The organism is Halorubrum sp. SP3 (genome assembly GCF_005435195.1).
Lineage (GTDB): Archaea > Halobacteriota > Halobacteria > Halobacteriales > Haloferacaceae > Halorubrum > Halorubrum sodomense.
Genome location: NZ_SGTU01000009.1, coordinates 14,221 through 35,363 on the forward strand (window position 1 = coordinate 14,221; position 21,143 = coordinate 35,363).

The 21,143-nt window shown below is 67.2% G+C and carries 25 protein-coding genes; 15 read left to right on the plus strand and 10 right to left on the minus strand.

Translation table 11 applies throughout. The features are described from left to right. Positions 1-161 precede the first annotated feature (161 nt). Positions 162-620 (minus strand): hypothetical protein, encoded by a 459-nt coding sequence (locus tag EXE42_RS08545; protein ID WP_137706322.1) that lies wholly within the window; start codon positions 618-620, stop codon positions 162-164. Positions 621-675: 55 nt separating this feature from the next. On the opposite strand from EXE42_RS08545, the gene EXE42_RS08550 reads away from it, so the two are divergent. Continuing rightward, positions 676-1,752, plus strand: a complete 1,077-nt coding sequence (locus EXE42_RS08550) for an ABC transporter ATP-binding protein (protein WP_137706323.1) — start codon at positions 676-678, stop codon at positions 1,750-1,752. Continuing rightward, positions 1,749-2,627: an ABC transporter permease gene (locus EXE42_RS08555; RefSeq protein ID WP_241988357.1), complete on the plus strand. Its 879-nt coding sequence runs from the start codon at positions 1,749-1,751 to the stop codon at positions 2,625-2,627. Before EXE42_RS08550 ends, EXE42_RS08555 begins: the two co-directional genes overlap by 4 nt. Positions 2,628-2,682: 55 nt before the next feature. Here EXE42_RS08555 and EXE42_RS08560 read toward each other — a convergent pair whose 3' ends face one another. From EXE42_RS08560 to EXE42_RS08570, 3 genes are all read right to left on the minus strand, one after another. Then, positions 2,683-3,150: a transcriptional regulator gene (locus tag EXE42_RS08560; RefSeq protein WP_092920750.1), complete on the minus strand. Its 468-nt coding sequence runs from the start codon at positions 3,148-3,150 to the stop codon at positions 2,683-2,685. Further along, positions 3,131-3,439, minus strand: a complete 309-nt coding sequence (locus EXE42_RS08565; RefSeq protein WP_092920751.1) for a DUF6516 family protein — start codon at positions 3,437-3,439, stop codon at positions 3,131-3,133. Before EXE42_RS08565 ends, EXE42_RS08560 begins: the two co-directional genes overlap by 20 nt. Positions 3,440-3,562: 123 nt before the next feature. After that, on the minus strand, positions 3,563-4,012 hold the full coding sequence (locus EXE42_RS08570; protein WP_092920752.1) for an acyl-CoA thioesterase: 450 nt from the start codon (positions 4,010-4,012) through the stop codon (positions 3,563-3,565). A gap of 171 nt (positions 4,013-4,183) precedes the next feature. Here EXE42_RS08570 and EXE42_RS08575 point away from each other — a divergent pair, with 171 nt between their 5' ends. The 11 genes from EXE42_RS08575 to EXE42_RS08620 all read left to right on the plus strand — a co-directional run bounded on the left by EXE42_RS08575 (position 4,184) and on the right by EXE42_RS08620 (position 15,046). Next, positions 4,184-5,767 (plus strand): methyl-accepting chemotaxis protein, encoded by a 1,584-nt coding sequence (locus tag EXE42_RS08575; protein WP_137706324.1) that lies wholly within the window; start codon positions 4,184-4,186, stop codon positions 5,765-5,767. Continuing rightward, a complete protein-coding gene (locus EXE42_RS08580; protein ID WP_137694170.1) occupies positions 5,760-6,494 on the plus strand; it encodes a bacteriorhodopsin in 735 nt (244 codons plus the stop codon). The genes EXE42_RS08575 and EXE42_RS08580 overlap by 8 nt, the downstream gene beginning before the upstream one ends. Positions 6,495-6,599: 105 nt before the next feature. Then, a complete protein-coding gene (locus tag EXE42_RS08585) occupies positions 6,600-7,133 on the plus strand; it encodes an ArsR family transcriptional regulator (protein WP_137706325.1) in 534 nt (177 codons plus the stop codon). Continuing rightward, a complete protein-coding gene (locus tag EXE42_RS08590) occupies positions 7,130-7,567 on the plus strand; it encodes a hypothetical protein (RefSeq protein WP_137706326.1) in 438 nt (145 codons plus the stop codon). Before EXE42_RS08585 ends, EXE42_RS08590 begins: the two co-directional genes overlap by 4 nt. A gap of 60 nt (positions 7,568-7,627) precedes the next feature. Further along, positions 7,628-7,924: a UPF0175 family protein gene (locus EXE42_RS08595; RefSeq protein WP_137694173.1), complete on the plus strand. Its 297-nt coding sequence runs from the start codon at positions 7,628-7,630 to the stop codon at positions 7,922-7,924. Positions 7,925-7,931: 7 nt separating this feature from the next. Then, positions 7,932-9,581 carry a homing endonuclease associated repeat-containing protein gene (locus tag EXE42_RS19290; protein ID WP_199240743.1) on the plus strand — a complete coding sequence of 550 codons (1,650 nt, stop codon included), beginning with the start codon at positions 7,932-7,934 and terminating at the stop codon, positions 9,579-9,581. Positions 9,582-10,044: 463 nt separating this feature from the next. Continuing rightward, positions 10,045-13,365: a BGTF surface domain-containing protein gene (locus tag EXE42_RS08605; RefSeq protein WP_137706327.1), complete on the plus strand. Its 3,321-nt coding sequence runs from the start codon at positions 10,045-10,047 to the stop codon at positions 13,363-13,365. A 216-nt stretch (positions 13,366-13,581) separates the two neighbouring features. Then, positions 13,582-13,737: a hypothetical protein gene (locus tag EXE42_RS18545; protein ID WP_158293485.1), complete on the plus strand. Its 156-nt coding sequence runs from the start codon at positions 13,582-13,584 to the stop codon at positions 13,735-13,737. Positions 13,738-13,808: 71 nt separating this feature from the next. After that, entirely contained in the window at positions 13,809-14,060 is a 252-nt protein-coding gene (locus tag EXE42_RS08610; protein ID WP_092920788.1) for a hypothetical protein, read from the plus strand. Next, complete coding sequence (locus EXE42_RS08615) at positions 14,057-14,527, plus strand: nucleic acid-binding protein (RefSeq protein ID WP_092920789.1); 471 nt, start codon at positions 14,057-14,059, stop codon at positions 14,525-14,527. Before EXE42_RS08610 ends, EXE42_RS08615 begins: the two co-directional genes overlap by 4 nt. 69 nt (positions 14,528-14,596) lie before the next feature. Beyond that, entirely contained in the window at positions 14,597-15,046 is a 450-nt protein-coding gene (locus tag EXE42_RS08620; RefSeq protein ID WP_241988358.1) for a hypothetical protein, read from the plus strand. A 152-nt stretch (positions 15,047-15,198) separates the two neighbouring features. On the opposite strand, the gene EXE42_RS19295 is transcribed toward EXE42_RS08620, so the two are convergent. From EXE42_RS19295 to EXE42_RS08640, 6 genes are all read right to left on the minus strand, one after another. Next, on the minus strand, positions 15,199-15,369 hold the full coding sequence (locus EXE42_RS19295) for a hypothetical protein (protein ID WP_167603345.1): 171 nt from the start codon (positions 15,367-15,369) through the stop codon (positions 15,199-15,201). 142 nt (positions 15,370-15,511) lie between these two features. Continuing rightward, positions 15,512-16,750 (minus strand): RNA-guided endonuclease TnpB family protein, encoded by a 1,239-nt coding sequence (locus EXE42_RS08625; protein WP_137706328.1) that lies wholly within the window; start codon positions 16,748-16,750, stop codon positions 15,512-15,514. Next, complete coding sequence (tnpA, locus tag EXE42_RS08630) at positions 16,747-17,136, minus strand: IS200/IS605 family transposase (RefSeq protein ID WP_096393431.1); 390 nt, start codon at positions 17,134-17,136, stop codon at positions 16,747-16,749. Before tnpA ends, EXE42_RS08625 begins: the two co-directional genes overlap by 4 nt. Before the next feature lie 206 nt (positions 17,137-17,342). Continuing rightward, entirely contained in the window at positions 17,343-17,798 is a 456-nt protein-coding gene (locus tag EXE42_RS08635; protein ID WP_092920791.1) for a pyridoxamine 5'-phosphate oxidase family protein, read from the minus strand. Between the two features lie 119 nt (positions 17,799-17,917). Further along, complete coding sequence (locus EXE42_RS19300) at positions 17,918-18,076, minus strand: hypothetical protein (protein ID WP_167603347.1); 159 nt, start codon at positions 18,074-18,076, stop codon at positions 17,918-17,920. A 74-nt stretch (positions 18,077-18,150) separates the two neighbouring features. Next, on the minus strand, positions 18,151-18,783 hold the full coding sequence (locus EXE42_RS08640) for a helix-turn-helix domain-containing protein (RefSeq protein ID WP_137706329.1): 633 nt from the start codon (positions 18,781-18,783) through the stop codon (positions 18,151-18,153). 114 nt (positions 18,784-18,897) lie between these two features. Here EXE42_RS08640 and EXE42_RS08645 point away from each other — a divergent pair, with 114 nt between their 5' ends. Further along, a complete protein-coding gene (locus EXE42_RS08645; protein ID WP_137694177.1) occupies positions 18,898-19,284 on the plus strand; it encodes a helix-turn-helix domain-containing protein in 387 nt (128 codons plus the stop codon). A 104-nt stretch (positions 19,285-19,388) separates the two neighbouring features. Further along, positions 19,389-21,065 (plus strand): PAS domain-containing sensor histidine kinase, encoded by a 1,677-nt coding sequence (locus EXE42_RS08650; RefSeq protein ID WP_137706330.1) that lies wholly within the window; start codon positions 19,389-19,391, stop codon positions 21,063-21,065. Positions 21,066-21,143 lie beyond the last annotated feature (78 nt).

A 21,143-nucleotide genomic window follows, 5' to 3' on the forward strand; every position in this document is an offset into this window, starting at 1 on the left:
CCGGGCGTGACGGTCTGTCGGTCATGGCGTGGCGCACGCGGTGTCAACCGCGCTTTACAGTAAAACGCTCTTTACACCCACTCACTTAAAATTGGCGGCGAACTCTCTCTACGCCGTCGGCGTTACGGGGCCGTGACGGACGGGCGGACTCGCCCGGCAGATCAGGTTTCGGACCGGTCGCGGAGCCCCGACAGCGTCTCCGCCGCGCGCAGATCTGCGACGGTACAGTACCACGCGCCGCGCACGCCGTTCAGGTCGTTCTCGACGGGGCGCTCCAGCGGCACGAGGTCGTCGAACGCGAAGACGATCACGACGCGCTCCCCGGAGAACGGGTCGATGAGCGCCTCCCAGTCGGCTTCGGCCATCGGTCCCGGCTCGCCTCGGGTCTGTTCGGTCCGGTCGACGACGCGGGCGTAGTGCGTGACCGCGGACGCCGGCGCGGTCCGATAGAAGGCCATGTAGTCGAAGGCAGCGCGGGTGCGGTCGTACGACCGCGGCGCGGGGTAGAAGCCGTCGCGGCAGCGCTCGAAGGTGTCCGGCCGGGTCGCGACGACGCAGACGCGGGCGTCGCCGGGCGCGTCGTCGCAGGGGGCGTCCGCGGCGAAGCGGTCGAGGTCCACACCGGGGGTCGCCGGCGAGCGCGGATATATCCGCCGCCGGCCCGTACGGGGGGCGATGGCACGGAGCGCGACGAGCGCGCGCGGCGGTCCCCGCGAGCGCGACGAGACGGACGCGACACGCGGCGCGGAATCGCCCGACTATCAGCCCGGCCCGCCGGCCCTCGCGGTCGAGGGGCTCACCAAGCGGTTCGGTGACGGCGACGACGCCGTGGTCGCGGTCGACGACGTGAGCCTCAGGGTCGAGCGCGGGTCGGTCGTGGGTCTGCTCGGGCCGAACGGCGCGGGCAAGACGACGCTGATCAAGTGCGCGCTGGGGATCGTCATCCCCGACGCGGGGTCGGTGCGGGTGTTCGGCACCGACGTGCGCGACGGTCGCCGGGCGGCCTACGCGGACGTGGACGCGATGCTGGAGGGCGCGCGAAACGACTACTGGCGGCTCACGGTCCGGGAGAACCTCCGGTACTTCGCGACGATCGGCGGCGTCGACCCCGACTCGGTGGCGGCGCGCCACGACCGGCTACTCGACCGCCTCGACCTGGCCGACAAGGCCGACACGCCGGTTCGCGACCTCTCGCGTGGCATGAAACAGAAGGTGTCGCTCGCGAGCGTGCTGGCGGGCGGCGCCGAGCTGGTCTTCCTCGACGAGCCGACGCTCGGGCTCGACGTCGAGAGCGCGCGGACGCTGCGGGCGGAGCTGCGCCGGCTCGCCGCCGAGGAGGGGCTCACCATCGTCGTCAGCAGCCACGACATGACGACGATCGAGGCGGTGTGCGACCGTGTCGTGATGCTGTCGAACGGTCGGATCGTCGCGGACGACACCGTCGAGGCGCTGCTGGGCGCCGCCGCGAGCGACGCGGTGCGCGTGGCGAGCCCGGACCTGGACGCGGAGACGGTCGACGGGCTCCGCGAGCGGTTCGAAATCGTCGGGGTCGACCGCGAGGCGACCCCGCCCGCGGTGACGGTGGCCGCCGGGGGCGACCGACTGTACGAGCTGACGGACGCGCTCCGCGCGGCCGGCGTCACCGTCTCCGACATCCGGACGGTCCAGCCGGACCTCGAGGACGTGTTCCTCGAACGCACCGGCACCGTTCCCGACGCCGCCGGCGCCGGGCTCGGAGGTGAGTCCTCGTGAGCGGGGGCGGGCGGCCCCCGGACGCGTCCCCGACCGCCGGTCCCGCGACCGGCGACGAGCCCGCGACCGGCGACGAACCCGCGACCGGCGACGAGCCCCGGCCGGCCACCTACTACCACTTGGCGCGGGCGGTCCTCTATCGGGAGTTCCTCATTTTCGTGCGGTACCCGGCCAACGCGATCGGGGGGATCGTGGTGTCGCTGTTCTTCTTCGCCGCGCTGTTCCTCGGCGGCCAGCTGCTCGCGGGGCAGGCGCTCGCCGACTCGATCGAGGGGATCGTCGTCGGCTACTTCCTGTGGACGCTGGCGGTGGGCGCGTACTCGTCGGTGTCGAACGACATCGGCAGCGAGGTGCAGTGGGGCACCCTCGAACGCCACATCACTACGCCGTTCGGCTTCGCGCCCGTCGCGCTGCTGAAGGGGGTCGCGAAGGTGGTGCGGACGTTCCTCACGAGCGCGGTGATCCTCGCGGTGATGCTCCTCGCGACCGGGACGCGGCTCAGCCTCGCGCCGGTGACGGTCGTCGTCGTCGCCGGCCTGTCGATCGTCTCGGTGCTCGGCCTCGGCTTCGCCGCGGGCGGCGTGACGGTGCTGTACAAGCGGATCGGCAACTGGCTCAACCTGCTCCAGTTCGGCTTCGTCGGACTGATCTCCGCGCCCGTCTTCGACCTGCCGTGGACCCGCGTGCTCCCGTTGGCGCACGGCAGCGCCATGCTCCAGCGCGTGATGGTCGACGGCGTGCGGCTGTGGGAGTTCCCGCTCGCGGACTTGGCGCTGCTCGTCGCGGTCGCGGTCGGCTACCTGCTCGGCGGCTACCTCGTCTTCCAGTACGCGACGGGGCGGGCGCGGCGGCTCGGCGTGCTCGGCGACTACTGACCGACGGGTCGGCGTCGACGTGCGCGGCCTCGACGCGGGCCCGACGACACGCGCGTCACGCCGACGCCGTCGACTCCGACTCGTCGCCGCGTGGCAGTCCGAACTCGACTTCGATCCGCACCGTCTCGTAGGGGACGTACGGCCGCTTCGCGCGGCCGTCCGCCTCGAAGTGGACGATCTCGTAGTCGGCCAACAGCGACAGGTCGTCGTGGACGACGTGGACGTCGCGGTCGAGCCGGTCCGCCAGCGCGCGGATGCTCTCGGGCGGGCGCTCCATGACGGCTTCTAAGAGCTCCATCCGGCGGTCCGTGAGCAACTGGCGGAGCCGCGCACGGTCCTCGAAGTTGACCACGTGCGGGACCGCCTCGCCGTCCTCCCAGCGCTCGGCGCGCTCGATCGCTGCCGCCTGTGCCTGTTCTGCCGGCAGCGACGTGATTCGGAGCGTCGAGGGGTACTCGGCATCGTTCGGGTCAGGAGTAAATTCGTCGTGGGTGGGGTGGGTGTCAGTTGGTTCGTCGGTCATGGATGTCGTTCACCTCGGCTTGGAAGTCGGTGATCAGGTCGGCGAGACCGGTGAAGTCCAGTTTGGTGACTTCTCCCGTGTGCGTGTGCCGACGATGTCGCCCGATGTCTCGGTGGTGCGGCGCGTTGTCGTAGCGGAGGAGCGTGTCGCCGTCATCGTCCATGTACTGGAGGCTGTACTTCACCCCCTCCGGGTACTCCTCGTTTTCCGGGACCCGCCACGCGACCATCTCGTACCGGCTGCCGTCCGGTTTCTCCGACGCCTCCCGATACACGACCGTGGCAGGCATCGGCTTTGTACGTTGTGGTACGACCACAACTGTGTTACCGCTTTTCGTTGTGTTTCAAGTACAACAAATTGGCATTGGTCCCGATTCATAACCGAACCCGGACGACGCCGTCTGTCGGGGTTCCTATCGATCCTCGTCCGGCTCCGCGGCGAGCGCCTCGTCGCGGAGTTCGCGGCAGCGCTCGCCCGTGATCTCGAGTTCGGGGACGGGCGTCGGGTTCCCCTCGGCGTCGACGGCGACAAACACGAAGTACGACTCCGTGGTGAGCTCGCGCTCGCCCGTGCGCGGCGACTCGCGGTACGCGCGGATCCGCGTCCGGAGGCTCGTGCGTCCGACCGCGTACACGTACGACTCGATGACGCAGGTGTCGCCCTGCGGGACCGGCCGCTTGAAGTCGAGCCCGTTGATCTTGGCCGTGACACAGGTCTCGCCGGCGGCGCGCATCGCGGACATCGCGCCGATCTCGTCCATCCACTTGACGACGTTCCCCCCGTGCGCGGAGGCGTAGTTGTTCGTGTGGGTGGGCTGAACGCGCTGGCGGTTCTCGATGTACGTCTCGCTGACGCTGGGCATGGTCGCCCGTGGCGCGGCCGCGGGAAAAACACCGGTCCCGAACGCCCTCCGACGGAGGTCCGACGCCTCCGCCGCGCTCGCTTCACGACCCCCGCCGCGCGAGCAAATTATCATGTCGTGTAATTTGGTCTTTACTCCTAAGTAGGGCAGTTCGCTCCGGGCGAACAACAGATGATGAACGCGATCACCGCGCGGTACGGTCGGCGGGTCGGGGCGGCCGTCCTCGCGACGCTCGCCGTGACGCTCGGCTTCATCGCCCTCTTCGGGACCCACGTCGCGACCGTGGGGACGCCGGCGGCGGCGACCGCGGCGCTGGCGTCGGTCGGCGTGGTCGTCACGCTGAACCTCGGCCTGTTGGGCATCGTGCTGGTCGGCAACGTCGCCGTCGAGCTGCGGCGGCTGACGGAGACGGCCGAGGCGGTCGGCCGCGGCGAGTTCGACGCTCGCGCCACGTCCGACCGCGGCGACGAGATCGGCCGGCTGTTCGACGCCTTCGACGAGACGCGACGGTCGCTCCGGGACGCGGTCGCGGAGTCCGAGCGGGCGCAGTCCGAGGCGGAGGCGGCCCGCGAGGAGGCCGAGGAGCTGTCGGACACCCTCTTGGAGCGCGCCGAGGAGATCGGCGGCGCCATGGAGGACGCCGCGGAGGGCGACCTCACCCGCCGGCTCGACGCCGACGGCGACGTGGACGCGATCGAGCGCATCACGGCCGCCTACAACGAGATGACCGGCGGGCTCTCGACGACCGTCGAGGACATTCAGGCGTTCGCGGGCGACGTGGAGGCCACGAGCGAGGAGATGGCCGCGGCGGCCGACGACGTGGCCGCGATGAACCAGGAGGTGGCCGCCGAGATGCGCGCGCTGGCCGACGAACTGGACGAACAGACCGACCGGCTGCGCGAGACGGCCGCCGATACCGACGACTTCTCCGCGACCGTCGAGGAGATCGCGTCGACGACGGACGAGGTGGCGGGCGACGCCACCGCCGCCGCCGAGCTGGGCGCGGAGGGCGAGCGGCGGGCGACCGAGGCGGTCGAGGCGATCGCGGCGATCGGCGAGCTGCTGGCGGAGCTGGACGAGCTCGTCGCCGGGCTCGACGACCGGATGGACGGCGTCGCGGAGACGACCGACGTGATCGCGGACATCGCCGAGCAGACGAACATCCTCGCGCTGAACGCCTCGATCGAGGCGTCGCGGGCGGGCGGCGACGGCGACGGGTTCGCGGTGGTCGCCGACGAGGTGAAGCAGCTCGCCGAGGAGACGCGCGAGTCCACGACGGAGATCGAGGCGACGGTCGGCGAGGTGACGGAGGACGTCTCCGCGGTCGCGGGCGAGATGGACCGGACGATGACGGAGCTCGACGAGACGACCGCGGCGGTCGAGGCCGCGGGCGAGGCGATCGAGGAGCTCACCGGCACCGTCGAGGACGTCGACGTCGCGATGGCGGACATCGCGCGGGCGACCGACGAGGGCGCCGAGGGAATCGAGTCGGTCGCGGCGCGCGTCGAGGCGGTCCACGGCTCGGCGACCGACGCCGCCGACCGCGCCCGGTCGCTCGCGGCGACCGCCGACGAGACGGCCGAGACGGTGGGCGACCTCGCGGAGATGGCGACGGCGCTCTCGGAGCGGACCGCGTCGCTCACCGACCGGCTCGCGCAGTTCGACACGCGTGCGGACGCGGCCGATGTCGGGGGCGGGGCCGGGGCCGCCGCGAGTCCGACCGCCGGCGACGCGGAGGTGAGCGCCGATGATTGAGCCGTCGACGGTGCGGTTCGCCTCAGCGAGCGTGTACGCGGTCTCCGCGGTCGCGCTGCTCGCCTTGGCGCGGCGCAAGCCCGCCGACCTACGCCGATACTGCTACCCGTTCGTCGCGGTCGTCGCGGCCGCGGGCGCCGGGATCGGGCTGTGGGGCGCCGGGATCGGGACGTTTGCGGTCGCGAACGGCACGCTGGAGGCCGGGCAACTGCTCTCCGACTACGTGGCGTACCCGTTCCTGTTCGGGTTCGCGGCGTTCGTCTCCGGGGCGAGCCGGCGCTACGTGGTCGGCGTCGTCGCGATCACCGCCGCGATGCGGCTCGGCTACGACTTCGCCGAGGTGTTCGCGGGGCCGCTCGCGGCCGCGGGCACCCTCGCCATCCTCGTCGGCTACGTCGTCCTGCTCGGGCTGTTCTTCGGCCCGCTCGCGGGCGCGGCGGCCCGGCAGCCGCCCGAACGCGAGCTGTTCTTCACGAAGACGCGGAACCTCGCGCTGTTCGCGTTCGGCGTGTTGATCGCGTGGGCGATGCTCCAGATCGCCGGGCTGTTCGATCAGTTCACCGCGGCGGTGACGCTGGAGTACCTCGACCTCCTGCTCCGCGTCGGGTTCGCCGGCTTCGTCTTCGCGAACGTGGAGACGCTGGCGGCCGAGGCGGAGTCCGGGGACGATGCTGGTACCGACACGGGCCAGCCCGCGTCTCACACGGCGGGAACAGGCGCCGACTGAGGCGACGGGACTCACATTTCACGCGAATCCGCTGCTACGTCGGCCGACCAGACTAAATAATTCGCCGGCACCAGAATTATATAGTCGCTGCTGTTACTGACGAGTATGCCTGTCGACGAGCCGGGCGAGGAGTTCGGACTCGCCGAGGGTTTCAGCGCGGACCTCGACGCCGAGCCCGCCGACGAACGCGTGTACCGGGTCGCGCTTCAGCTGTACGACCCGGCGGGGGTGTCGGAGATCGCGGAGCGCGCCGCCTGCGCGCCGGACACCGCGCGGCGGCATCTCAAGCGGCTGGCCGACATCGGCGTCGTCGAACGCGTCTCGGAGTCGCCGCTCACGTTCGCCCGCAACGAATCGTATTTCGAGTGGCGACTCCGAAACCGACTCGAAGCCCTATCACGCGACGAGCTCCACGACAGGCTCGCCGAGCTCACCGACCGCGAGGCGGCGTTTCGAGAGCGCTTCGACGCCGAGTCGCCGACCGACGTCGACGCGCTCGACCACGCGGAGTACGACGACGTCGAGACGGTGTGGCTCGCGTTGAGCGAGTGGCACACCGTCAGGGAACGGATCGACCGGCTGGAGGCCGTCCGGCGCGGTCGCGGCTCCGACTTGTCCGCCGAGGAGAACGCTGCGTGACCGAGTCCGCCCCGTCGCGGTCCGTCGACGAGGCGACCCTCCGGTATCTCGGTCGCGCGTTCGGTCGACGGGACGAGGTGAGCCAGACGTCGCTGTTCCCCACGAACAAGCCGGAGCGTCTCGCCGTGACGCTCGACGCCGAGTACCACCCCGAACTCGTCGGGGTCGTCTCGCTCGAACTCCGCGCGTACACGAACGGTGACTTTCACGTCTCGTACCACGAGCGACGCGCCGGCGACCGGCGGCAGTGTCGATGGGACCGCCACGACCAGCCGCACAACACGCGGGACCACTTCCATCCGCTCCCGGACGCAGACACGACAGCCGCGGTCGACCGGAGCTACGCGACGGACCTCACGCGTGTCATCGAGGGGGCCGTGCTGCCGTGGGTCGACGAGCGGGTCGGCGCGCTGTGGGAGTCAGACGGGAGATAAGTCGGCGGCGATATCGAGTGCGGCAGCATATTTATCCGTAGTTCCGACATAGCGAGTCATATGTCCGGGCTCGAAGCGGACCTCGATGCCATCGCGGCCGCCGGCGGCTACGACGACACCGACGCCGTGGTCGAGGAGGCCGTCCGCGAGCTGTTGCGTCGGCGTCCGGAGCTTCGGCTCTCGCTCGCGGTCGAGAAGTACCGCACCGGAGCGGTGAGTCTCAACCGGGGGGCAGAACTGGCCGGCGTCTCGACTGAGTCCTTCGTGCGCGAACTCGCGGATCGGGGGATCGATCGGGAGGCCGGATTCCTGAGCGAGTCCGTCCGCGAGGATCGCCTGGGGACGTTCCTCGAGTAATCGACGGATGGCGCTCATCGACAACAACGTCCTGAGTTCCCTCGCGAAGATCGACCGGCTGGAACTGCTCCCGTCGGTGTTCGAGACCGTCGAGACGCCGCTGTCGGTCATCGACGAACTCGACCGTGCCGCGGCCGAGGGATACGATTTTGTCACGCGTATCGACGCCGTCAAATCGTACAACGACGGCTGGCTCGAAATCGTCGCTCCGACGGGAGCCGAACTCGAACTGGCGGACGATCTGGGCGATCACGCGCTTTCCTCGACTGACGCGCGGTGCCTCGCGATCGCGTCGCAGCGTGACGCGCGACTCGTGACCGACGACGCGCACGTCGGCACGCGTGGAGCACAGGTCGGCGTCGAGGTGTGGGATCTCGTCCTGTTGTTACAGGCGGCGATCCACTGCGACGTGATTTCCACGACCGAGGAACTGTCGACGCTCGTCGCGGAACCGCGAGACCGAGACGGCTATCGGTTCTCCGAGGAGGACCGGAATACTCCCTCGAATATGCCCCGGTACTCGGACGCGGACCTCCTCGACGAGATCCGCCGCGTCGCCGACGTCGCCGACGCCGACGGCGCGCCCTCGCTCCAACAGTTCTGCGACCACAGCGACATCGCCGACACGACCGTCCTCCGCCGGTTCGACTCGTGGAACGCCGCCGTCGCGAAGGCCGGATTCGAGCCGAACGATCCCCAGAAGCGTATCCCGACCGAAGACCTTCTCGACGAACTCCAGCGCCTTCACGACGAGGTCGGCCGCGCCCCCACGATCGAGGAGATGAAAGACCAGGGCGAGTACTGGCCCTCAACGTACAAGAATCGATTCGGGTCGTGGGCCGAGGCGCTCGATACCGCCTTCGATCACATCGACGCTGACAATTTTTTCCAGTCGCGAGCGGTGGCCGAACCGGACGACCCGGCCACACCCGGGCCAAAAGTATCGACTGACGAGCTGCTCAACGATCTCCGAGAGCTCGCGGACGAGCTCGGCGAGCCACCGCGCTTCACAGAGATGGTCGAACACGGAGACCATCGCGCACGCACGTACACAAAGCGGTACGGGTCGTGGGCCGAAGCCCTCGAAGCGGCCGGACTCGACCCGGCGGACCGGTCGAGCCGTCACCAGCAGGTATCAGATGACGCGCTACTCGCCGATCTCCACCGCCTCCGTGAGGACCTCGGCCGCGTGCCCACTGCGACCGACGTCGTCGAGGCGGGGAATCACGGGATCGCGACCTATCAGCGGCGGTTCGGTTCGTGGAGTGAGGCCCTCGAAGCGGCCGGGCTCGAGACCGAGCCTGACCGGCCAAGCGATGACGAGCTGCTCGCGGACCTCCACCGGCTTCACGATGAGCGCGACAAGGTGCCCTCGCTACTGGACGTCCGAGACGCCGGCCAGTACACCGAGAAGCAGTACCGAAACCGGTTCGGGTCGTGGCGCGAGGCGCTCGACGCGGCGGGCTTCGACGCGGATCGCGGGCCGACAGACGAGGAACTACTTGCCGAACTCCATCGACTCAGTGACGACCTGGAGAAGCGTCCCTCGATGAACGACATGACCGACCACGGCGCGTACGGGTGTACTACGTACCAGCGGCGGTTCGGCTCGTGGAGTGCGGCTACTGCGAAGGCGTTCGACGAGACGGAGGACTGACCGTACTCAGAACACTCGTCGGAACGGGAACGCAGACGACTGGGCAGGTCCCTACCCTGAAAATCAGCACCCAGTCGCCTGAGAGGGTCCGAACCCTGTTTTATGTTCGCCACAGCGAGTATGTAGATGTTCCGGTCGTTGGACCTACACGGAACCGGCTACACCACCCCAGAACGGCTGTCTCCGTTCGACACTCTCAACATTGAAAACGACCGTCTGACGCCCGCTACGTGGTGTGTGTGGCGTTCACACACTTCAGGAGACCACACAAAGCATTTATACTCGACGCCAGTTGTTACGGACGCAGCCCTACCCGGAACACCTAGACGGTGTGAAATGCGACGCCGACGCGAGTAAGTCCGATCAAGTCCGGCCGCGCCCTCGATGGGATGTTGGACGACGACAAACGGGCGATCGAGATCGGGGCAAAGCAGGGTGTCGCGACGCAGAACACAACACAACAATGACAAACGACAATACCACACGCAAGAAGGCCAACGCGGTCTTCTTCGCGGCGGTTATGGTTCTGTCCGTGGTCGCTGCCGGCTTCGCTGCTGCGCCGGCCGCGGCCGCTGTCACGTCGGCTTCTGCCGGTGACGTGGCCATCGGACAGGACTCTACGGTGCAGACAGTAACCGTAGACTCTGATACTGCAGGCGCAAAGATTACGATTGACGTGAGTGCCGCTGTCTCTGCTGGTGCGGCTCCGCAGAGTGTCAGCGCGACATCTCCTGGTGACGACACCATCGACAACGCTACTTACTTCAGTAGCAACAACACGGTCGTCGTCCAGACGACTGACGGTAGTGACACGAACACCAACGTCTCCGTCGACATCACTCACGACACGACTGACCTCTCGGCGGCTGCTGGTGTTTCGTACACCGTTGGCGACGGGTCTACCACCATGTCGCCGACCTTCGACGCGGTCGAGCCTGGTGTTCAGGACGTTAGCGTGACCAGTGGTGCTGACCTCGCGGAAGAGGACAGCCCGGTCACTCAGACTCAGGCCGTTGACATCGGTGTCCCGAACGACGGAGACAACCAGGTTACGGTCGACATCAGCGAAGCGCTCGCTGCTGGCGTCCAGATTGACGACGCGGCGACGGACATCACCGCGTCGAGTCTCCCGACTGGTGTCTCCCTCGATCAGGTCAGCCTGAATGCGGACGACGAGACGATCACGTTCAACGTCTCTGACTCCTCTGCCGATGGTACCTCCCACAACGGTACCTTCAACCTAGACATCGATTTCAACACGAGCGATGTCTCGAGCGACAACCGTGTCGAACACGTCTTCACGGACGACTTCAGCAACGAAGAGACGTCCGAGTTCAAGACGCTCGAAGAAACCTCAACGACCATCGGTCAGGGTGACGCGGACACTGAAGCCTTCTCCGGTGAGGTTATCCGGCTTGAAGGGTTCACTGCTGGCTCGGCAACGGAGATTGCCATCTTCGAGTTCGACCAAGACGCCTCTAACAACCAGGGCACCCGTGTCGACACGGTCAGCACCGCACCTGGTACGGAATTCAATTACGACACCGATAACCTCGGTGGCGGCGAGTACGTGTTCCGGTTCGACGATGGTTCCTCGACTGATCGCGTCAACGTGACGCTGCTGGACCTCGGCCTTGAGGCCGAGCTCGTCGACGAGCAGGTCCAGACGGACGAGACCATCGAATTCGACGCTAACTCCAACGACCCGCAGGGCGCCTACACTGCGGAGCTCTTCGAGGCTGACGCGGATGTCGACGAGGACAGCCCCGTCGACACCGTGACCGGTACCTTCGACGGTGCTGGTCAGGTCACGGACAGCTTCGAGGCACCCTCGGAAACAGGTAACTACACGGTCGTCGTCACGCACGACGCCACCGACATCACGGCCCAGACCGGCGAGGTTCAGGTCAGTGAGGCCGGTGAAGGCGAACTCGCACTCCCCGAAGGCAGCACCACCGTTGCCCAGGGTGACATCGCGAACATCACTGTCGAGTTCACCGAGACCTCGACCGGTACCGTCGTGGTCGGCGACCTCGAAGACACCAACTACCAGGCTAACATCACCGTCGAGGACGGCAGTGGCGACGGCGAAGTTAACCTGCTGTTCAACACGTACGCCGCCGGCGGCGCTGGTAGCGGTACCCTCGTCGACGTGGCGAACGACGACGACAGCGTCACTCTCGAAGCCGAGACTGGCGGTCTCACCGACCTCCTCGACACGGGCGACTACGATGTCACCGTGAGTCCGACTGCGGTTAGCGGTACGGACGCGAGCGCCGCGATCGAGGACTCGACCGACATCGGCTCGCTCATCATCGAGGAGCGTTCCACTGGCGACATGCAGCTCTGGCGCACCACCCCTGATGTCCGCGACGACGTCGTGGACGTTCAGGACGAAGACGGTGACGCCGCCGCTGTCGACGCCATTCTGAACGGCGTCGAGGATGGCGTCGTGACCCAGACGGACACGGTCGCACTCGGTAACCCCAGCGACGTGCTGGTCCACCAGATCTCCGCGACCGGTCTCGAAGGTGTCCTCGACGCGCAGGGCGCCAACAACAACGCTGCGGCGCTCTACGACCTGCTCAGTACCACGAACACCTACAACACTGACACGATCCACGCGGCAAGCCTGACGTTCACCGAGCAGAACCCCGGTGCGAACCAGGAAGCCAACGAGATCAACGCTGTTGACGACTTCAGCGCCTCCGAGTTCGAGCAGGCCGTCGACGTCGTCTACGACGACGAGAACGGCGACTACTACGTGTTCCTCGACCTCGACACGGTCAACAGTGCGCTTGAAGACAACGGCAACGTCGACGGCATTCAGGCCGACGACGAGTACACCGCTGACTTCAGCGTTCAGGAGCCGCTCCTGACCGACGCTGAACAGGACGACAGCACTGACGACATCGAGGCCGCGTACGAGTCGGCGAACGCGACCTTCGATGCCGTTGAGGCTGAAGGTTCCTTCGACCTCGATCCGGTTGAGGTCGGCAACGCCGAGAATCAGTCCATCGCGGGCGAGATGAACGTCGCGCCTGGTACGGAGTTCGCGCTGCGTGTCCAGAGTGACAGTGCTGAGACGAACTTCATCAAGAATGCCGAGTCGGTCGTCGTCCAGCCGGACGGCACCTTCTCGGCCTCCCTCGACTTCAGCGAGCAGAGCGTGAACGACACGTTCACCGTCTCGACGCGGCAGTCGCCGCTCACGACCGAGCTGAGCACTGACGGCGTTGTCGTCGAGGCTGTCTCCGAGCCCGCGAACTTCGCGGTTTCGGAGCTCAACCCGCAGGACGTGACCGCGACGGTCGGCGACGCGCTGACCATCACGGCCACCATCGAGAACACCGGCGGCCAGGAGGCCACCCAGACTGTCGAGTTCCGCGTTGGCGGTAACTCGGTCGCCAGTCAGGAAGTCACGCTGGGTGCCGGTAACAGCACCACCGTCGAGTTCGCGGACGTCGACACGTCCGGTCTCGACGCTGGCGAGTACGAGCACGGCGTCTTCACGGACGACGGCAGCCAGACCGCGACGCTGACGCTCGAAGCCGCCGACTCCGGTACCGGCGACGGCACCGGTGACGGCTCCGGCGACGGCTCCGGTGACGGCTCCGGTGACGGCTCCGGTGACGGCTCCGGTGATGGCTCCGGTGACGGCTCCGGCGACGGCTCCGGTGACGGCTCCGGCTCCACCGACGGCAGCACGCCCGGCTTCGGTGCCATCGTCGCGCTCGTCGCGCTCATCGCCGCTGCGCTGCTCGCGACCCGCCGCAACGACTAACGTCGCTGCCGCGGTCGCGACTCGCAGTCACTAACCATCGGCCCTCGCGGGCCGACCCACACGCGGTTTTTTTTTATCGCGCTCGACTCGGCCAGCGGCGGCGCTTGCGCTCGTCGTGATCGGGTCGTGTTCTGACGCCAGTTCGCTCGTCGCTTCCGAGAAAAACGACTCCTGACCGGCGGAATGCTCTTTGAAATCGCCGTTCAACTGCGATCTATGACGCGTGATCCGGATCCAGAGGATACGGCCGGCCTCCTTTCCGAAGCCGACGCTGAAACTGCGAAAAACGTGGTCGACCGCCTCCGTGGTCGAGACCGTGACCGCTTCGACGCCGCCCGCGCTGCGTTCGACGACGCCGAGAGCGACTCGTGACTCGGTTCGGGATCTGGGATTTTCCCCGCAGCGGACGCGGATTTAAGAACGTTGGCGGATAAGAATACGGCATGGCTGCTGAGATCTCCGACCGCGTTCGCGAAATTGCGGCGGCTCGCGAGCTCTCCGAGTCCGAAGTCTTCGAGCGCGCCCTCGAACGAGGCCTCGAAGCCCTCTGGAAAGATCTCGTCCTCGCGCAGTACCTCGCCGGCGACCTCGACCGTGCGGCGGCGATCGACCGCGTCGGGCGGGCGACGGTCGAGCGAGCCGACCGAGAGCGTTCGGTCGTCGAGGATGACGTCGATTGGGGCTTGAACGCGTGACACTCGCGGCAGTCTCGGACGCGGGACCGCTCATTCATCTTGCCGAAATCGATTCGCTTGAACTACTCGCGACGTTCGACACGCTCCTCGTTCCAAAGACCGTCTACGAGGAAGTCGAGTCCGGTGGTGTTCCTGCCGGGTTATCGGATCTCTCGTACGAACTCGTCGAAGCCGACGAACGTCGAGTTGACGAAACAGAACTGGATGCCGGAGAGCGCGCCGCAATTGCGATCGCGAAGGATCGAAGCGTCGTCCTGCTGACGGATGACCTTGCTGCCCGGGAGGCCGCAACCGACGCTGGCGTCGACGTACACGGTACCGTCGGCATTATCGCGCTCGGCTACGGTCGCAAGGTACTCGGTAAGGACGAGGCGAAATCTCGTATGCGCGCACTCCAACGTGAAACGAGTTTGTTCATCTCTGAGACGGTCGTGGAGCGTGGCATCCAAATGCTCGATGAACAATAATCTGATACCATTGGTCTATGTACCAATGGATGTGTGGCCTCACTAACCGACGACGCCACGGTGATACCCATGACCGACACCACGCCGCCGCGACATCCGATGGAGCGCGAACGGCTTCGAGCCGAATCGACCCTCGTCGTGACGGTGAACCCGCCGGGCGAGTTCCACGACGACGTCACCGACGCGATCGAGACGCTCAAACGGGGCGACGCGGCCGACGCCACGCCCACGCTCGCGTTCGCCAGCTACGACGACCTCATGGCGACGCTGACGCCGCGCGTCCTCGATCTCATCGAAGCGATCCGCCGGGAGGAGCCGGAGAGCATCAACGAGACCGCACGTGTCGTCGATCGGGACGTGAAGAACGTTCACGAGGAACTCAGCCGGCTCGCCCGGTTGGGAATCATCTTCTTCGAGGAGGACGGCCAAAGCAAGCGCCCGGTCGTCTGGTTCGACGAACTCGTTATCAACCTCCCGTTCGATCCGGAGGCCGACGACGCGGCCGCGGCCGCGCCGTGACTCCTCCCGAGAACGCGAAACGAACGCCGACAGATCAGAAAATCGCTACTCCTCGTCGCGCTCACGCCGCCAGCGGCGGCGCTCGCCGCGGACGATGCTCGGCGAGCGCGTTCGGATCGAGTCGCACTGAGAGCTGGGACCCGAGAAAACAGTTACTCCGTTTCGAGTCGCTCGTAGATGACCGCGTGGCGTCGACCGTCGAGTTCACCCATCTCTAAGGCGATCGCTCGGCGTTCCGCGTCCGTCTCGGCCGACTGATACCGCTCGTACAGGCGGCGGACCTCGTCGTCGACCGAGGTCGTGGAATCGCTACTGGACGCCATTCGTGTGGTGTTCTGGAAGTTACAAAATAAAAATCCCGCTTCTCAAGGCGGGGAGGATGTCAACCACAAATTGACCCCCTCCCGCGCCTGAAGACGCGGGAATCCCACCACGGGATTTCAGGCCGAGAGCGGCCCTGCGGTTTCAAGACGCATTCGTTCCACGCGTCCCTTGCTGGGTCTCAGCATCGGCGTGGCTGTCTTGTGGGGCGGTCAAACGCCCCCCATCCTCAGCCGAGTCATCGCCATCCGTGTGTTCTCTTGAATGGCTCTCTCCGCTGAGGTAGCGGTCTGCGATATTTATCGCTCCGTTCACGTCCGCTTGATACTCACCCACCCAGCAAGCATCGTTCGTACACGTGAACGTCGCCTGACGCGGGCGGTAGCCTACCTCACCGCACGCGTGGCACTCCTTCGAGGTGTTGCGCGGGTGTACCGTCTCAACGGGGATACCCTTCTCGACGGCCTTGTAGCGTATCTGCGCATGGAGTTTGGCGAATCCCCATCCGTGGAGACGCCGATTCATATACTCGCCGTAGTCCATCGATTCCCGAATGTAGGTCAAGTCTTCTAGAACGAACACGGGGTTCTTGATGGACTCGGCGTACTCCACGACTTCGCGGGTGACATGGTGGAACACATTTTCGATCCGGTTCCACAGGTCGTCGCCAAAGGACTCTGCGATACGCTCGCTTCCGCGCGTCTGGAGTCGGCGCTTGGCGGTGAAGTAGGTTTTGCGGAGCTGACGAACGGTCTTACCCTCGTCGGCCCACAGTTTGGGCGCGGTCGGGGACCCGTGATCGTCGCGGTGACACACCGTGACGAGTGACGCTTCCCCGATGTCCACTCCGATAGGTATCCGTTTCTCGGCAGACGCCCCGGAGCGTTCCTCCACGTTGCGAGTGGCAGTAACGTGGATAAACCACATCCCATCTCGCTCGAACAGCCGGCTCTCACCCATCGTCGCGTCACCAGCGTTCACCGCTTCGAGCCAGTCTCGTTGTTTGGGATTCGGCTGTGCTGGCAGCCAGAGGTGGTAGTCCTCGTGGTGCGGGATTTTGACGTACCACTCGATCGCGTTCTCGGGCTTGTGGTCGAGTCGTAGCCCCTCGTTCGTGAAGCGCACAGGGTGGTCGTCGTGTAGCTCGCCCGCGTTGTAGGTCGCCGTGAGTTGCGGGACGTACTGTTTGAGTGCGTTCTTCGCGTACCCGCTCAGATTGTAGGTGACCACCACGTCGTTCGCCTCAGTCTGTGTGGTACAGTTCTGGTTGAAGGCGTCTTGGAGGGCGTGCTGGTACGCCTCTCGCGTCTCTCGGAGTTTCCGCCGCTTGTGAGCGTTCGGCTCTACCAGTTTGAGTTCCAGCGTCTTTGTGAGTTCGGTCACGAATCACCCTCCGTGTGTTGCTGGATGTAGTTCTCGACAGTCTCGCTGGAAACGTGTCCGGCGGTTCCTGCGTAGTAGCCTCGCGCCCAGCCGATTTTCTCGCCGTCGTGGTCGGCGTAGCGGTGGTTGTACTTGCGTGAGGAGATACCCTTGAACCAGTTGGCGAGGAGCGCCGGTTCGTTCTTGGGCGGACTACTGACGAACAGGTGAACGTGGTCGGGCTGGACGGTGAGATCGAGAATTTCGAGGCCCTTGTCGTCGGCAATTTCGTGGAGGATGGTTCGCACACGGTCAGCGACCTCGCCTTTGAGTACCGAGTTGCGGTACTTCGGCAACCACACTATGTGGTAGTTGAGGTTGTAGGTCGCGTGCCGTGTGGTCTTCATTTGCGTTGTACACTATGTATCAGAGTATCTTAATACTGGTGGTGAATTGATGGGAAATCCAGCCGTAGCGTCGTCGATGGAGGTGTACGCTATTGTCCGCTCGACCCCCGCCTAAAGACGGGGGTATGCGCTCGTAACTCTATCATCGTTCTTCCGCAGGCCCGATCGTCGCCTCACTGTCCCCGATCGGTCACCCTCCCGACCGCCTACTCCTCATCGCGCTCGACGACGACCGTCCGCCCGGTCAACGTCTCGGGCGTGAAGCGGTAGAGGTCGATGTCGAGGTCCGGCTTGTCGTCGGCCCAGATCTCGAAGAGGGGGCGCTGCGTCTCGCCGTACTGCGCGATCGTCTCGGGGGTGAGCTCGTCGAGGTCGACCCGTTCGAGGGGGCCGACGCCGACGACGCTCGCGTACTCGTCGCCGTCCTCCTCGTAGACGACCACGCGGGCCTCCGGCGTCGACGCGAGGAACTCGCGCTTCTCGCTGTCGGGCGTCGACACCAGCCGGAGGTACAACGCGCGCTCGTCGGCGTCGTACCCGTAGGAGACCGGGATAGCGTACGGGGCGTCGTCGCGCGCGAGCGCGAGCACGCCCGTCTCGTGACGGGACAGGTGCGCGTCCACCTCGGCCGGCGACATCTCGACCTCGCTGTTCGTCGGCATACCCCGAATTTCTTCGCACGAGGTGATAAAGGGAACGAGACGACGGCGCGCAGGGTCCCCCGGGCCGTCCGTCGGCGCCGCCGCGCCCGGCGGCGGCACGCGAGCGTGCGGTCCGGCGCTCAGCTCATCGCCGGCGTCTCGCCTACGTTCTCCTCGGTGACCGGTGCGCCGCAGACGACGCAGCCCGTCTCGAGCAGCGTCGCCCGCATCGCGTCGTCCACCTCGATCGAGCGCCGACACTCCGGGCAGACGAAGGTGTGGGTGGATCGCCCCGTCATACCCGTGGGTACGACACCCACGCCCATCAAACGGGCCTCGGATTCCCGCGGCCTCGGAACGTGATCATCGATCCTTAATCTAACAGCGCCCCGAACAGCTTCCGCTGGGCGGCCGCGACGTGCTCCGTGAACGTCGACCGACCGATCCCCAGCGACTCCGCGACCTCGCCGGCGTTGGCCCCCTTCGGGTGGTCGAAGTAGCCCGCCTCGTAGGCGGCGGCGAGCACCTCGCGCTGGCGCTCGGTCAGCTCGCTCCGGTCGACGGTCACCAGGTCCGACTCCGTCGGCGTCGTCGTCGACTGGAGCAGGCGCAACACCTCCATGTCCGGACACCCCTCGCGGAACGCCTCCAACACCGACCGCAGCGTCTGGAGGTCGCTCGCGTGGAAGGTGATCCGGAGTCGCCCGTCGCGGACCGTCGCCTCCGAGACGGGCGTCTCGTGCCGGTCGAGGACGGCGAACGGCGAGTCGGGGTCGACGGCGGCGTCGAACCGGTACGCCGCCCGGCCGCCGTAGTCGAAGACGACCTCGACCCCGTCGGGGACCGACAGGTCGGCGCCCGCGATGAACTCCACGACCACCCGTTCGCGGTCGCCGTCGGGCGTACAGCGCGAGACCTCGGTGACGGGGATCGTCCCGTCGACGACGCCGTCGAACGGGGACGGCGCGGTCGGCAGCGAGACCTCCGCCCGAATTCCCGATCCCATCTCGTTCGTCCCTACCCGCCCCGGGCAAAAACGTTGGCGGGCCCGGACCGCGGTATAAAACCCCCAGCATATGATGGGCAACCGTTCGGGGGGCTGGAGCGGGTACGTACAGACATGAAACGCCCCCCGCGGACGACCGACGCCACGACGACGACCGAGGACGACGCGGCGCTCGACGCGACGTTCGAGGCGCTCGCCGACGCCGACTGCCGGGCGATCCTCGCCGCCGCGGCGACGCCGAAGACGACGAGCGAGCTCGCCGAGGACTGCGACATCGCGCTCTCGACCGCCTACCGGAAGGTGGAACTGCTGAGCGAGACGCCGCTGCTCGCCGAGGGCGTCCGGTTCGACCCGGACGGCGACCACGCCGCCGAGTACGTCCGCGACGCCGCGGACGCCGCGATCGAACTCGACGACGACGGCGTCGCGCTCACGGTCGACGACGAGGGGGCCGACCCGCTGGCCGCCGCGCTCGACGCCCCCGGCGTCTCGGCCGACTGACCGGCCCGCTCGGTTGCGGCGGCCACCCCCGCCGTCGGGCGATAGTTCTCGGACCTGATAATCGAACGGTCAAGGTTTTAGGCCAGTTCCGGGACGCTTTCGATATGTCTCGCCCGCCGGAGCCGAAGACCCTTCTCGATCTCGCGCAAGACAAGCTTGCGGTGATCGACGAGGCGGGCCGGTTCCGGTACCTCAACGCGGCCACGCGCGATCTGCTCGGGTTCGACCCCGAGGAGCTCGTCGGGACGGACGCGTTCGAGCTGGTCCACCCCGACGACACCGACCGCGTCCGGGCGGCGTTCGAGGCGCTCGTCGCCGACGGCGACGAGACGGACGCCCCGTTGGAGTACCGCTACGAGACCGCCGACGGCGACTGGGTGTGGTTCCGCACCCGCGTGTTCCCGCCCGCCGACACCGGGCTCGACGGCTACGCGCTGAGCTCTCGCGACATCACCCTCGAGGTCGAGTCCAGGCGGCGCCTGGAGACCATCGCCTCGACCTCGCCGGACGTGCTGTGGATGTTCGACGCCGACTGGACGGAGCTTTTGTTCGTCAACGGCGCGGTCGAGTCGGTGTTCGGGATCGCCCCCGACACGCTCGAAGCGCGGCCGCGAGAGTTCTTAGAGGCCGTCCACCCCGACGACAGGGCGGACGTCGAGCGCTCGATGGAGCGGCTCTCCGCCGGCGAGCCGACGAACCTCGACTACCGGATCGGCTCGCCCGACGGGCCGACCACCTGGGTCCGGGTGCCCGCCCGCCCCGTCGTCGAGGACGGCGAGGTGGTCGCGGTCACCGGGTTCGCGCGCGACGTCACCGACGAGTACCGCCGCGAGCGACAGCTCACGGTGATGGACAACCTGCTCCGGCACACCATCCGCAACGACATGAACATCGTCGACGGCACGGCGGAGCGGATCGCCGACCGGGTCGACGACGCCGTCGGTGCCGCGGCGACGGCGTCCGGGGGCGACGAACCGGATCCCCCGGACGTCGACCTGGCCGAACTCGCCGCCGACCTGATCGACCACGCCGAGACGGTCCGCCGCGTCGCGGACGACCTGCTCACCACCGCCGAGAAGCAGCGCGGCGTGATCGACCTCCTCCGCCAGCACGAGCCGCCGCAGCCGCTCCGGGTCGCCCCGCTCGTCGAGCGCGCGGTGGCGGACGCCGTCGGGGACGCGCGCGATTCGCCCGCCGACATCGCGGTCTCCTGTCCCGCGGACGCGCGGGCGTTCACGCACCCCGAGCTCGACTACGCGATCGCCGAGCTGATCGAGAACGCGATCGAACACGCGGAGGGGGCGGCGACGGTCGAGGTCGAGGTCACGGCGCCCGACGACCGCGTCGAGATCGCGGTCGGGGACGACGCGCCCCCCATCCCGGCGGCCGAGCGGGACCCGATCACCGACCGGTGGAAGATGGACGACCTCAGACACACCGGCGGGATGGGGCTGTGGCTCGTCTACTGGATCGCGGACCGCTCCGGCGGCGACCTCGCGTTCGACGCCGGCCCCGACGGCAACGAGGTGACGATCAGCGTCCCCGACGCCGACTGCGACCCCTCCTTCTCGGTGGCGGAGCGCGGGCGCCCGGCGGGCTCGGCGGTCAGTTCGGTCTCGACCGAGCCGGACGGCGGGGCGACGGCGCCGGTCGCCGGCTCGGAGACGGTCTCCCCCGAATCCGACGCCGGCGAGGGGGCCGTCGCCGCGTCCGCCGCGGACCGCGGGGCCGACGACGCCGACGCACCCTCCGAGCGATCCCCGGGATCGACCGACCCCTGACCTGAACCCGATCGATCGTTCACCGTAGGACCCGATTTCGAAGAACCTCCCACCGATCTTAAGCCGCCGCTTCGCGTA

What these genes read in the sequence shown, in the direction of transcription:
- EXE42_RS08550 (WP_137706323.1), top strand. Translation starts at nt 676, where the DNA reads ATGGCACGGAGCGCGACGAGCGCGCGCGGCGGTCCCCGCGAGCGCGAC.
- EXE42_RS08560 (WP_092920750.1), bottom strand. Translation starts at nt 3,150, where the DNA reads ATGACCGACGAACCAACTGACACCCACCCCACCCACGACGAATTTACT.
- EXE42_RS08565 (WP_092920751.1), bottom strand. Translation starts at nt 3,439, where the DNA reads ATGCCTGCCACGGTCGTGTATCGGGAGGCGTCGGAGAAACCGGACGGC.
- EXE42_RS08570 (WP_092920752.1), bottom strand. Translation starts at nt 4,012, where the DNA reads ATGCCCAGCGTCAGCGAGACGTACATCGAGAACCGCCAGCGCGTTCAG.
- EXE42_RS08575 (WP_137706324.1), top strand. Translation starts at nt 4,184, where the DNA reads ATGATGAACGCGATCACCGCGCGGTACGGTCGGCGGGTCGGGGCGGCC.
- EXE42_RS08580 (WP_137694170.1), top strand. Translation starts at nt 5,760, where the DNA reads ATGATTGAGCCGTCGACGGTGCGGTTCGCCTCAGCGAGCGTGTACGCG.
- EXE42_RS08585 (WP_137706325.1), top strand. Translation starts at nt 6,600, where the DNA reads ATGCCTGTCGACGAGCCGGGCGAGGAGTTCGGACTCGCCGAGGGTTTC.
- EXE42_RS08595 (WP_137694173.1), top strand. Translation starts at nt 7,628, where the DNA reads ATGTCCGGGCTCGAAGCGGACCTCGATGCCATCGCGGCCGCCGGCGGC.
- EXE42_RS19290 (WP_199240743.1), top strand. Translation starts at nt 7,932, where the DNA reads ATGGCGCTCATCGACAACAACGTCCTGAGTTCCCTCGCGAAGATCGAC.
- EXE42_RS08605 (WP_137706327.1), top strand. Translation starts at nt 10,045, where the DNA reads ATGACAAACGACAATACCACACGCAAGAAGGCCAACGCGGTCTTCTTC.
- EXE42_RS18545 (WP_158293485.1), top strand. Translation starts at nt 13,582, where the DNA reads ATGACGCGTGATCCGGATCCAGAGGATACGGCCGGCCTCCTTTCCGAA.
- EXE42_RS08610 (WP_092920788.1), top strand. Translation starts at nt 13,809, where the DNA reads ATGGCTGCTGAGATCTCCGACCGCGTTCGCGAAATTGCGGCGGCTCGC.
- EXE42_RS08620 (WP_241988358.1), top strand. Translation starts at nt 14,597, where the DNA reads ATGACCGACACCACGCCGCCGCGACATCCGATGGAGCGCGAACGGCTT.
- EXE42_RS19295 (WP_167603345.1), bottom strand. Translation starts at nt 15,369, where the DNA reads ATGGCGTCCAGTAGCGATTCCACGACCTCGGTCGACGACGAGGTCCGC.
- tnpA (WP_096393431.1), bottom strand. Translation starts at nt 17,136, where the DNA reads ATGAAGACCACACGGCACGCGACCTACAACCTCAACTACCACATAGTG.
- EXE42_RS08635 (WP_092920791.1), bottom strand. Translation starts at nt 17,798, where the DNA reads ATGCCGACGAACAGCGAGGTCGAGATGTCGCCGGCCGAGGTGGACGCG.
- EXE42_RS19300 (WP_167603347.1), bottom strand. Translation starts at nt 18,076, where the DNA reads ATGACGGGGCGATCCACCCACACCTTCGTCTGCCCGGAGTGTCGGCGC.
- EXE42_RS08640 (WP_137706329.1), bottom strand. Translation starts at nt 18,783, where the DNA reads ATGGGATCGGGAATTCGGGCGGAGGTCTCGCTGCCGACCGCGCCGTCC.
- EXE42_RS08645 (WP_137694177.1), top strand. Translation starts at nt 18,898, where the DNA reads ATGAAACGCCCCCCGCGGACGACCGACGCCACGACGACGACCGAGGAC.
- EXE42_RS08650 (WP_137706330.1), top strand. Translation starts at nt 19,389, where the DNA reads ATGTCTCGCCCGCCGGAGCCGAAGACCCTTCTCGATCTCGCGCAAGAC.